The following is an 11906-nucleotide window of genomic DNA, read 5'->3' as shown; positions in this document are numbered from 1 at the left end:
TAATACCAAAGGTCATGATGATTGACCGACGTGAGCCCAATCGCGCATGCCAATTGAAGTGACAGTGTGCGGCTGGGCGAGGAGTTTTCGCCAGGCCTCGCAAGCGGCATCGATGATGGCGTCGTAGCCGTCGAAGACGCGGTTGGAGAGCCAGTTCGATCGCAGATACTGCCAGACGTTCTCGACCGGGTTCAGCTCCGGCGCGCGTGAAGGCAGGAAGATCAGTGTGATGTTGTCGGGAACGTCGAGTTCCGGGGTCGTGTGCCATCCGGCGCGGTCGAGCAGCAGCACGGCGTGTGCGCCCGCCGCGACATGGCGGCTGATCTCGTCGAGATGCAGTTGCATTGCCTCGGTGTCGGCAAAGGGCAGCGCCAGCGCCGCACCGGTTCCGCGCGCCGGGCAGATGGCGCCGAACAGGTAGGCGCTCTTGTAACGCTGGTCGGCGGGTTGGCGGGGCCGCGTGCCGCGCCTGGCCCATTGCCGGACAATGCCGTTCTTCTGGCCGATGCGGGCCTCGTCCTGGAACCAGATCTCGACCGGCGTGCCGTTCGGCAGGTCGGCCAGATGGGCGCTCAGCGTGCGCGCGAAGTTTTTTTGTAAGCCTCGACGATTTCGCCGTCCTGCGCCGGGTGGCGCGGCCGTGCGCTCATATGCGAGAAGCCGAGTTTCTTCAGCAACTTGGAGACATAGCGCTCATCATAATCAACGCCGAAGCGTTCCTTGATGACCCGCTGAAGATCGATCCGCCGCCAGCGCACCACCCCGTCGACGGCGGGGTCGGGACCCGTTTCGACGATCTCGGCAAGCTCGGCCTTCTGCGCTGCGGAAAGCCGCGGCTCGGGCCCGCCATACCAGGCATCCCTGAGACCGTCCGGACCCAAAGCGTTGAACCGGTGAACCCAGTCGCGCAACGTTTGACGATCCATGCCGCCGATCCGCGCCGCATCCGCGCGGCTCATCCCGTCCACAACCGCAGCCAGCGACAACAGCCGACGGCTCTGGTTCACGTCGTCCGATCCCCTGGCAAGCCGCCGAAGCTCTTCCGCCGAATAGTCCGTCCTCAACTTCACCGCTGAGCCCATGGCGCGAATCTCCTTTGCGCCATCGAATCACGGATCGACCCAATCCGGAATCCTCAACGAGTCAGCCTTCAAGACCCTTGGTATAACACCATCAACTACGGTCGCAGCCTCCCGCTTGCCCAGGGCGTGACGTTCGAAGTCAGACAGAGAGGAATTGAGCATCAACGCTCCAGTCAACTCAATGGCAAAGAAGGTTGCTACCCAAAGCCACGGCTTGCCGCCGACGTCCTGCTGCCACACGGCCGCGACGTATGTGCGGCGCGCCCTGCCGGTGTCCTCCCCACCGGCAGGGCGCTATCTGAAAAGCGCTGGATAGGGCTGATTGTTGCGCCGCGATTTAGATTGACTGGAGGCAGTGTCACTGTCGGCCGGCTGCCTTCTTTTGGAGCTTCTCGAAAACAAACAGCTTGCCTTTGCGTACACTGTCCTCAAGCGACTTCGCCTTAGCCCGATGCGCGGCGATCACGCTGGCCAGCATACAGCGCTTGCCGCGCATCGATCCGGCAAGCCGGGGCATCTCAAAGCGGATCGGTTCCTGATCACGACGGAACAGAATATAAGACTTGCCGCCTGTGGCACCAGAAAGTGTTCGCGCCTGTCGTCATGCTTGCTCCCTTCGACCCCCTCGATGATGCCATCAAGATGGTCAACGACTCACCCGAAGGGCAGGAAGTAGCGTCGGATAGCCTTCGCAATGCTGTTCGAGAAGATCAACAACGTCACCAACGCAAGGAGTGCCGTTAGTTCGAGGCTATGGGCGGCTGGATCGCTAATAATGGTGTGAATGCCGTTAGGCAAAAACCAGCTAAATGCGACCACAGCAGGAGCAAGGCCTATTAGGACGCTACGCGGTAGAGAAAAAAGGATCAAGAATGGCGTGAAGATTGCCATTCGTATAGCCTTTTCCGTCGCGGTCAGCCCGTGCGCCTCAACGTCACGTATGGGACGCAGATATTTCGGCAATGTCATATCCGGCCTCCTTTAGTGCCGCTGTTCGGGTGGGGCTGACGGTACACCAAAATCCATCTTGGGAGAACCTCTTGCTACCGCAGGTTCTAGGAAACTTTCTGTGGTGGTTTCGGAAGCATCATTGGCTTCGCAGCATCAACGATGGCTCCCGTTCTGTTTGCCGCTCCAAGGGCGGCCGCGTTTGCTCTCATGGCCGTATGAGCATCGAGATCGTCGCCAATATGATCGAACCAGCGGAAGATCCTGCCCGGGAATTCAGCGATTAGGGAGAACGAGCGCTCAATGATGACGAGGTATACCGCTGCCATGAATATCATCACGACGAAGATACCAAGGAACCAGGCGAGACTCACGTAACTGTCGCCGACAAGCGCCTGGGCCGATGTCAGCGCATAGTAGAGCCCGCCATTGATCAGAACGCCCATGATCCGGAAGAGGATCATGCCGAGCAGCAGACCGAACAGCATCAGGACTGGCGTCAGCGTCAGGGCGAGAACCATCACATAACCACGACGCGCTTGCTCGCCGCCCATGCCCTTCCCTTCCATCGATAGGTGCGCGATCGCCCATAGGGGCGCCGCGAAGATCGCTTCCATGACGAGCAGGAAGAATGCGCCGATCCCGATGACCCATGTCACCATCGGCACCATCGGCAGCACGAAGGCGAGGAACATACCAAGGGCGCCAATTCCGCTGATGATCCAGCCCACGAAGTTCGAAAGCACGGCGATCCCATTGCCAACATAGGGCATGACGGCCAGAACCGAGAGCGCGATGATCGCGGCCGATACGTAGAACGTGACCTGCGTTCCGAATGTCACGAGCCCGATCATCGGGTCATTGGTTGCACGCGTCGGGTTGAGGAATTCGAGCGCTTCGTACAGCGTGCCGGCGGAAGGCATCCAGTCCGAAATATCGCCGCCACTATCGGCAAAGGCGACACGTTCGTTAACGAACGCTTTGATCCCGCTCCTCGCAACACTCTCGTTCCACCATTCGACCGTGCCGTTGTAGGTCGCGGAGATCTGGTCCAGGAATTTCTTGGCGTCGCCATCGGCCGAGCCGAGCAGATACCAGTTGTTGTCCGCATATTGCGATGCAATCGCGTTGCGGACGGAACCGCTTGGATTGGACGCCGCGCCGATCGCACCGCCCGGCGTTGCTTTCGGCAGGGCCGTTGCAACGGCGTTGGAATCGGCCGACAGACGGACGATCAACTGGTAATAAAAGCCCGCCTGGAGCCATCCGCCATTCTTCAGGTTGCCGGCAAGCGCGACGCTCTGCTCGTCACCGACAGGTGTTACCTGAAGCGGCTCATCTGCCTCGGTGATATCCTTGCCGGCCTTCTGCAGCTTATCCTCGCCAATGTACTGCTTGAGGATCGCGGCGTGCTTCGCCCGCCAGCTTTTGAGGTCTTCCCGAAGATTTCGATAGGCCGGCAGTGTCTGGCGCTTGCTGACGGCCTGGGCGAGCTTCGCCGCAGTTTCGGTGAAACTGTCGGCCGTCTGCGTCACGGCCGTTTCCATGTCCTTGATGTAGTCGTCATAGGACTTGCCAGCCGCTTCGGCGAGGCGCTGGAAGCCTGTCGTCTGCCCGGGAAGGCTGACAATGCCGCAAGCACCATAGGAGTTCGGCAGGCTGTAGGCCATCTGCCGGATGCCCGAAACAGTCTGCCAACCACCGCGCGCTATGCCGTCAAGACCATCGCCGCCCTTGGAAACTTCCAGATTGTAGACAGCCTGGCAGAGTTCCATGCGCCACAAGGCTTGGAGGAATTGGCCGTCGAGCGCGTCATAGTCGCCTCCGACGACGGGGATCCGCTGTTCGACGATCAGGTCTACCGTCTCGTTCCAGAAGAACGAGGCGGTCGCTGTGCTGACATTGACCATATAGGCGATCCCATGTTGCGCGGCGTTATAGCCCGTCGGCATCGGAACCAGGGCACCGACAGCCAAAATGGTCCGCAGCGGAACCCACATCGCAGAATGCCGACGACCGAGAATTTCGCCCTCATGCGCCGATTCCGTGACACCGACGACGATGTTGTAGATGAAGAGGATCGCCGCCACCGCGAAGAACAGGACGTTGAAGTTGGCGATCAGCGAGGAAACGAGAGTTTCTTCGTTCGGGCCGGCGAAGAGCGGCCCGAAGATCATGTTCAGGAAGGAGTTGGACCGGGTATCGCCCTCGCCCTTTACGATGTCGGCAATGTTGATGTCGTCGGCATGTGCGACACTTGCCGAAATCATCCAAATAAGCGCGAGAAGCCCCACCCGGTTCATTTTACTCGTCCTTGGAAAGGATCTGCATATTGGAAGGCAGACGGTCGTTGAAATAATCGCGGACAGACCCGACACGGCCCTGTCGAATCTGCCACGCGCGAAAATCCGCCTTTATGGACAGAGCGAAGGCGATCATGGCGAGAATGCACCCACCAATCAGAAGGTAGAAGGAATGGTAGTCGAGCAAATACAGGACCGGGATCGCGCCGAGCGCCGCACATCCCGCGATCATGTAGATGCTCGCGTCTCGGTCCCAAGCCGCAAGCGCCGCCTCGATCTCCCTCGCATCGAGATCGCGGCTTAGCTCCTTGAAACGTTCTATGCCGCCGTCCCGGTAGCGGTCACCGAAGCTTCGCGCCCGCAACCGGCCCTTCGGCCGCAGCTCGTCGATCGTGTTCTGGACATTATCAACGGCGTCGGTTGCGGCATGAGAGGCGGCATTGAAGAAAATCCTCGCACCGAACAGGCGCTTGGCATTCCAGGCAGCAAAACGGCGAACGCGGCCCTTCTCACTCATTGCGCGTTCACAGTTGTTATTGTCGTACGGCTGTCGCGCTCGTCGAGGCTGTTCGACAGCAGCGCGGCAATGGCGGCCGCCTGCCGGCGCTCCAGATTGAACCGCATCCAATCGACATGAAGATTGAGCGCCTGAGCCAGCAACTGTTCGCGCTGTACGGCCTCTGGCGACATGCCCGCCAGTTCCTGGTGCCACTCCGGATTTGCAAAGCGCGAGCGAACGAAAATATCGACCGCCTGCAATTCGGAAACATGTTCGCCGACTTCATACGGATAAGATTCGGTCACCGCTTTCTTCGCCCAATCGGCAAGCAGCTGGCCGCCGGTCGGGGACGCGATGTCGCCAAGGTAGCTATAAACCGCGTGAGCCGCTGAACGACGCGTGGCATCGACCTGGCGCGCGGCCACCTGCGCACGGCCTGCCGGCGCCTTCAATTCCGCCTGCGTGATCGGCTTCGGCGGAATCGGATCGACCATGTTGTTGATCATGCGAAGCTGCGCCTTGGCAATTTTTTCATCCGAAGTGTCGAGCGTGATCGCATCGGTTAGAAGTCGAACATCGGACGTCGGATCGGCAAAACCCCCAACGTTGCGCAGCTCGTCGCGATCGGAAACGATCGCGTTCGCGACAGCCAAGCCGCCCTCTATGACCGGCTTGCCGATATCTTCGTTGCCGTAAGACCAGTTACGGCTTGCGTTCGCAACGTCATTGCCGCCATAGCCGGCAACGTCCTGCCCTGATTTTCCCATAGTGAAGATGCCCGATAGATCCAAGCAGGCCGACGTAGCGGGGTCATAACGGCCGCCTTCGGCCGCAGCCCTCGCCTTCTGCCTCTCTCTGATTGTGTCAGAAAGCTGCGCGGCTTCTTGTGTACGGGCATTGGCTTCGATCGCGCGGTTCTGGTAGGCGCTCAACTGAGCAACACCCTTGAGGATGGTCTGTGCAATCTGATTGCCGACATCTGTGGTGTGGGCGTTGATGTTCTCCTGTGCGCGCTGGACGATGTTGCGGACTGTCCCGCAGTTGCAGCCGTCAGCAAAAGCGTCGCTCCCAGCGGAAAGGCTGACCAGTGCGGTTCCGGCAAACAGGAGCGATTTCGTCAAAGCCTTCATCACTGGCCTCCCGGTCCATAAAGATCATTGTAAAGCTCATTAAGCAGCGAGCCGTCATTCTCGCGCCGGCCGGAATTGTTGACCGACGGCTGCTGCAGGTTCAGCGAACCACCGCTGTAATCGTAGTTGAGCGTCGGGACCGATCCGCCGCCCATGCCTCCCGGCAACTGCAAGGAATTGAAGGACGGCAGTTGAAGCGCCGATTGAAGCGGCTCCGTTACCTTATTCCAGGCGTCCTGCGCATAGGAGCAAATCTGCTGCTCCGCATTAGACATTGCTGAATTGAAAAGCCCGCTGAGATCCGGCACCTGGATCGCGAAGTCGAGATTGACGTTGAACAGATTGTCGAGGCACCCGAGCTGGTCGAGTGCCGGCGGCTTCTGCAAGGCTGCCTCGTGACGCTTAACTTCCTTGTCGATGCCGGCACGGATTGCATCGACAAGGTTGACCTTCACAGTGTCGATGCAGCCCTTCCCTTCTGACTTGAAAAGCTGTTCGATTTGGTCCGCCTGAGCCGGAACGGCCGCGGCTGCGAGAGCTAGTAGGCCGCTCACGGCGCATATTCTTAGTCGTCGGAGGATCTTCATAGCGTCGCTTTCTCCCCTTGGAATGGTGGGATTTCTCGGATGAGAACCGGCCGTTTCGTGCCGATCCCGGGAAACCCTTCGGTCCGGTCGTACATGCCGCCACCGACGTCGCCGCCAAGGCCGCCATCCAGACCGGTAAAGGATTGGCCGTTCATCGCTGCCATACGCTTGAGCAAGTGTTCCTGTAATTCGGCATAGGACGAGAAGCCGTTCGCGCTCAGATAGGACGCTGGGAGAACGTTCGGATCGAAACCGCTGGCGACCCAATCATTTAGGGCGCCGGCCCCGAGAAAATGCGCTGCCCCGAGCAACCCATCCTGGGTGATCTCCACACCGTTGATCTTCTGACCGACGAGGCCGCGCGTCTGGCTGCTCATCGAAGCCCAGTTTCGTTCGGCGAGCTCATAGTTCGCGCGATCTTGCAGCGCAGCGCCAGAGCTCGAATATCGGAGATCGTTGAGACTGTTGACGCCGGCGGCCCGGGCCTTGTCGGTCGCGACGTAATTGCTCCAATTGCCGGCAGAGCCGCTGCCCGAGTATTTGAAGTACCCAAGCGATTCCCAGGTACCGGCGGTGATCTGGTACTTGCCGACAGCGCTTCCGCCATTGCCGTTGAAGATCGAATAGGAGTCGCCACCCTCGAGCTTCGCCGTGTTGCTGTTATAGTCAGCGTTGGCCGCGATCGGCAAAAGCAACGCCAACGCCAAAAGCAACGCGAACGCAAAGAGTGCTCTTTTCATCGCTTCTGCCCCGCAATGGTGATCTTCATCGGCTCAATTACCGAACGGGGCTCTTTCTCGCCGAGCGAGTAGGTCGCAATGCCGTCCTGGGTGGCGACCTCGACCATTCGGCGGTTGTTATCATCGCGTTCGTCGATGACGGAGAAGTCCGGCCCCCAGGCCTGCACAACGTCGATGACCCGCTTCTTCCCATCAAGAAAAACGACCGGGCAGGCCGCGTTGCCGCAATAGTAGGTCGAACGGACCAAAATCGCGGCCTCATCACCGGTTTTCAGGTCAACGTCTTGAGCTAGAACATTTGCCGGTTCGAGGGGTTCAGAGCCGCCTTTGAAGCGCTCTTTGAGCGCCTCGGTCGTAGCCTTCAATTCCTCTTCCGTGGGTGCCCGGTTTTTCCGCTCTTGCGGGATAGGTTGCGCCATATACGCCGCACCAGACCACTGCCATAAGCGGCGGCCGTCGAAGATTGGCTTCATGCCGGTTGCACTGACGGCCCCAAGGCCGACAGTCTTGCCCGGCATCCGCCAGACTTCCAGCCATTGCTTATCGTCGTAATAGAGGGCCGCCACGAAACAGCCTGTCGCGCAGCCGCGGGCCTCGCCCAGGCGGACGACCATCTGGTCATAGCCATCCGTGGGCTCCTCGAGCCAAACACGATTTGCCTGCACGACCCTGTAATCCCGGCCGTACATCTTCCGTGCCGTGGCCGTCGCGTCCGTATCCGGCTTTTCGAAATCGATCGTTTCCGTGACGATCTGGTCAATAGCGGATTGCGCGAAAGCCGCCGATGCTATCGTACTGGCAAGCAAAGCTGCTGCGATGGCCCCTATCATGATGCCTCCTTGACGAGTTCGTCCGCGAGCTGGCGAATGGTATTGCCGCGAACCTTGTCATCGATCGCTACGCCCCGATCTTCCATGTCGGCGAGACGGCGTTCGATCGTTTCCTTGGCAGAACCACAGGGAAAGCGGCGGGCGAGAAGGCGTCGCGCAGCAATGGACCCCAGGGCCTCGTAGAGCATGGTGCGAAGCGACGTATCCTCAGGCGTGGTCGAAAGAGCCCAAATTTCGATTGGGCCAAGCTGGTTGAACACATGCTGGACGTACGTTCCTGACTTTAGTTTGAGCATTGCCAATAGCGGCGCCCCCTCCCCTTCGATGGGACCGCGAAGCCCGCGCATCACGTCCATGATCGAAGGCGTCAGGTTGTAGGTCGATGCGATCTGGCGAATGGAATCTTCGGTTGGCACGTTGCAGAACCAGAAGCTGTTGGCGAGCTTCTGAATACTCGGGTCGAAATCTTCCATGAGCTGCGAAGCAAGCGAGATCTGGACGCCGGCCTTACGCCCAACGCGCACGTCCTGGGTGACTTGATCGCGAATGCCGAGCCCACCCGTCAGATGGTACTCGTCGAAACAGAGCCGTTTCGGCATCTGGCGGTTATTTTCGATCCGCTGGATGTGATAGGCGCGAACGTCGTCGTTTAGATCCAATGCGCGCACTTCGTCGGCGTCCATCCAGAAATCCGACGTAAGTGCATGACGCGCCAGCATGTACATGATGGCGGTCCGGCGCTTGGCTTGCGGGCCGCTCTTGGCCGTCACGCCGGCGAGATCGAAAGCGATGATGCGGGCGTTCGACACGTCAAATCGCGTCGGCCGGGCAAGGATCGGATAATCGCGGCAGGCGGCCGTCAACATGCGCTGGAAGGCTTTCAGCACATCTTCGCCGGTTGGAACCTTCATGTCGCGGAAGGGTTCGCGCACGATCTCAGAGTTCGAAATGTTCACGAGATCGGGCAAGGTTGGTGCAGCGTAGCGCTGTGCCAATGCCGCCTCGTGATATCGGCCCTTCGAGAACAGAAAGTCGGTGACTTCGTACCAGGTTGTCGCTGGATCAATGTCAAAGCCAAGCTCGTCCAGGACCGCATCAACCTCGAAGGAGTCGGAACGGGCATAATGCTTCGGAGAGCGGCTATCGCTGTAGAACTTATAGGCTTCGTCGATCGTCGCACCCGCAAGGGCGCTAATCCCGTCGTAAGTTGCTTCTTCGCCGTCTGGCGTGCAAATCAGGCAGCACAAATTGACGAGGAAAGCACGTTCGTATTCGAACGGAGTTCGCATGCACAGTTGCAGGTCAAAGGGATTGACCGAATACTGTTCCGACATCATGAGGCGATGGAACACCGCCTCATGCCGTCGATGGACGGGCAGCGCGTCGCGGATAAGGCTGATCAAGCCCGAGGAAGAAGAGCCGATATCGATAATCGAGATGCGCGGCAACAGCCCTTCATTCGCCCGGCTTCGGCCAGACTGGCGAGAGAGCGCCACCCCGAGATTGATCGAGTTCATGAGGACCGACTTGCCGGAACCTGGCGTGCCGACGATCAGGTCCACCCACCCCAATTGCTTCGACGAGCCCGGTTGATAAGGCCACAGCTTACCGTCCTTCGTTCGAAACATGACGGAACCAAGCTGCCATGGGCTCGCAGGCCGTGCGATCGGAGCGAGAGCGAACGCATCGGCCAGACTTGCCGCGGCCGCCGGCGCCGTAGATTGCGCGTTGAGCGCCAAGGTCGAGGACATGACGCACTGGACAGGATCTCCAACCAATGCATCCGTCTGGCAGTTGCCCCAACGCTCTACCGTTCGCCTCAACGTGGCGACATGGCGCTGCAGGATCTCCATCTGGGTCTTCGGCGCCCAGGCCGCTAAAGAGCAGCGCCAACGGACAACCGTGTCAGCCGCGCCGTCATCACGGCGTAGTTTCACAAAAGCAGCCTTGATACGCGAATTGTGGATCGGGGCCGTCCACGTCATCATGTTCGTGTAGGTTTCCTTGAACGCCTGTCCCTGGAAACCTCCGGAATCGATCAGCATCGAGACGCGCCAGGAGATGCGCTGATTGCTGTCGAGCACGCGCCGGATCAGATCGTTGAATTGAACCACGACCTCTGGTCCGAGCGAAATATCGAAACCTGAAAAGACGGTCTCGCCAAGCTGTACCGTCGTCTGGTCGATGACTTCGCCATGCTCGTTGATGAGTTGGCGAGCCAGAAGCGGCCAGAGCATATTCGACACGTCGGCCTTCCTTAGCTCTTTCGCCGTCTTGGGCATCCTCGCGCGGGCAAAGTCGCCTGGCAGGATCGCTTTCCAGCTTTCGCCGGCGATCAGATATTCGGGATTGAGAACCCCTTTGATTTGCGCAAGCGCCTCGTGAACCGCCAAGGGTTCGATCACAATGCCGGCAAAGGTGGATTCCCCCACTCCCCCTGCAATACCGAATTCCCTCACCAGTGCTTCGCAGAACGACCGGTGTCGCGTCATCAAGGCGTCGATCGCCAGCCCCGGCCACTGCGCATGACGCATGGGCGGAGCGCGCTCAGCATCGCGCCTTGCCTTTTCGGAGCTTGTCTTGATTTCCTGTCGGGTCAGCAGGGTCGGGCGCGACCAAAGCGCCATGAAGCAGCGTTCGCCCGTCAGACGTTGCGGCAACAGTTGCCGGCGTTCGTCGATCAGGTCGTGAATGTCGAGACCGGTATCGGCCGCCACGCCTTCAGTGACAGCCAGGGCACGGTTGATGTCGGCAGCTCCCAATTCCGGCGTATGGCCGAACCAGAATTGAAGCGTATAGCCCGGTGCTCCCAACTGAGAGCTGAAAGCAAGGCGGAGATCGGTCACCGCCTTGCTGATCTCTCGCTCGCCTGGCATTGACCGGAAGCCTTCCAGCCGAAACACGGTCACCAACGAACCATCGTCGGCAACAAGCGTGTTCTCGCCCTGCGAAGTCACCAGCCGGCAATAGCCGTCCAGCGACCTTCGCAGCGCTGACCGGCCGATGATAGCCGCCAGCGAGTCAAGCAGTCCGATCCCGCCCAACATCAATTGATAGACCTCAACGTGCCGTCAACCGAGGTCGTATCGGCCCCAGACCCGAAGAAGGTCGTAACGCCCATGCCGAGAAATTCCGGAATTGCGATCAGGCAGGCCGCAACTGTTCCCCAAATGAGCGCCTGCTTCGGGCTCGAGCTCGGATCGTGCGGATTCCGGTTATTCTGGACCAGCTTGTATACCGCCGTAATGGCGGCGATCAGGCCCAGGATGAACGAACCTGCGCCGATGAAGTCGCCGGCCGGTCCGAGTGTGTCGTTGCGAACATTGGTCAAAATATCGCCAAGGCCGCCACTCGACTGCGCTAACGCAACGGACTGGTAGGCAACTGTCGCGGCAAGGATCGTTGCCGATTGAATCCATGCTTTTTTCATGAGTGCTTTCCTTCTCTCCTATCCGAGCACCAGCTCTTCGATCATCCCGAGGAACATCACGATATTCATCGCGAACACCCCCCCGACGACATGCGTAACGCCAAATCCGACAAGGCCCGGCGCCGGCCACTTGACCGATTTGTTCAGCAAAAAAAGACCGCGTATGAAGCCGAGCAGGCCGATGAACTGCACCACGCGCAAAAGCGCGATGATCACGGTGCGAGCTTGCTCATGGTCGAGCGGTGCGAGCATTTCCGGCGCATAGGCAAAAATCTCAGAAGCCGCGACCGTCTCGTCCACCTGAAAAAACGACATGAGGAAAGCGGCGATCGTCGTCGACAACGAGACAAGCAGCAC

At 59.4% G+C, this 11906-nt stretch carries 12 protein-coding genes; all 12 read right to left on the bottom strand.

Going from position 1 to position 11906, the window contains the following annotated elements; translation table 11 throughout:
* Positions 1 to 12: 12 nt before the first annotated feature.
* Positions 13 to 1082 (bottom strand): IS630 family transposase gene (locus tag EOA79_RS23835; RefSeq protein WP_128161136.1). Its coding sequence is split into 2 segments (ribosomal slippage): positions 13 to 596 and positions 596 to 1082, totalling 1071 coding nucleotides; the frame shifts between segments, so codons are not numbered across the junction.
* 358 nt (positions 1083 to 1440) lie between these two features.
* On the bottom strand, positions 1441 to 1599 hold the full coding sequence (locus tag EOA79_RS23830; RefSeq protein WP_128161134.1) for a bifunctional hydroxymethylpyrimidine kinase/phosphomethylpyrimidine kinase: 159 nt from the start codon (positions 1597 to 1599) through the stop codon (positions 1441 to 1443).
* A gap of 137 nt (positions 1600 to 1736) precedes the next feature.
* Positions 1737 to 2051 (bottom strand): hypothetical protein, encoded by a 315-nt coding sequence (locus EOA79_RS23820; protein WP_128161132.1) that lies wholly within the window; start codon positions 2049 to 2051, stop codon positions 1737 to 1739.
* Between the two features lie 86 nt (positions 2052 to 2137).
* Positions 2138 to 4300, bottom strand: coding sequence for a DotA/TraY family protein (locus EOA79_RS23815; protein WP_281060297.1), 2163 nt, complete (start codon positions 4298 to 4300; stop codon positions 2138 to 2140).
* Positions 4301 to 4334: 34 nt separating this feature from the next.
* Entirely contained in the window at positions 4335 to 4850 is a 516-nt protein-coding gene (locus tag EOA79_RS23810; RefSeq protein ID WP_128161128.1) for a hypothetical protein, read from the bottom strand.
* The gene (locus EOA79_RS23805) at positions 4847 to 5962 is read right to left on the bottom strand and encodes a hypothetical protein (RefSeq protein WP_128161127.1); all 1116 of its coding nucleotides are present in this window, start codon (positions 5960 to 5962) and stop codon (positions 4847 to 4849) included. Before EOA79_RS23805 ends, EOA79_RS23810 begins: the two co-directional genes overlap by 4 nt.
* Positions 5962 to 6516 carry a hypothetical protein gene (locus EOA79_RS23800; protein WP_128293335.1) on the bottom strand — a complete coding sequence of 185 codons (555 nt, stop codon included), beginning with the start codon at positions 6514 to 6516 and terminating at the stop codon, positions 5962 to 5964. Before EOA79_RS23800 ends, EOA79_RS23805 begins: the two co-directional genes overlap by 1 nt.
* A 29-nt stretch (positions 6517 to 6545) precedes the next feature.
* Positions 6546 to 7244, bottom strand: a complete 699-nt coding sequence (locus EOA79_RS23795; RefSeq protein WP_128293333.1) for a hypothetical protein — start codon at positions 7242 to 7244, stop codon at positions 6546 to 6548.
* 41 nt (positions 7245 to 7285) lie between these two features.
* On the bottom strand, positions 7286 to 8119 hold the full coding sequence (locus EOA79_RS23790; RefSeq protein ID WP_128161125.1) for a hypothetical protein: 834 nt from the start codon (positions 8117 to 8119) through the stop codon (positions 7286 to 7288).
* Positions 8116 to 11166 carry a hypothetical protein gene (locus tag EOA79_RS23785; protein ID WP_128161124.1) on the bottom strand — a complete coding sequence of 1017 codons (3051 nt, stop codon included), beginning with the start codon at positions 11164 to 11166 and terminating at the stop codon, positions 8116 to 8118. The genes EOA79_RS23790 and EOA79_RS23785 overlap by 4 nt, the downstream gene beginning before the upstream one ends.
* A complete protein-coding gene (locus EOA79_RS23780; RefSeq protein ID WP_128161123.1) occupies positions 11166 to 11549 on the bottom strand; it encodes a hypothetical protein in 384 nt (127 codons plus the stop codon). Before EOA79_RS23780 ends, EOA79_RS23785 begins: the two co-directional genes overlap by 1 nt.
* A gap of 18 nt (positions 11550 to 11567) precedes the next feature.
* On the bottom strand, positions 11568 to 11906 hold a 339-nt coding region (locus tag EOA79_RS32960; RefSeq protein WP_206639259.1), incomplete at its 5' end, for a hypothetical protein.

Origin of the sequence: Mesorhizobium sp. M1A.F.Ca.IN.020.03.2.1 (genome assembly GCF_004023205.1) — a bacterium.
Classification (GTDB): domain Bacteria; phylum Pseudomonadota; class Alphaproteobacteria; order Rhizobiales; family Rhizobiaceae; genus Mesorhizobium.
This window is presented reverse-complemented; position numbering and strand designations above follow the sequence as displayed.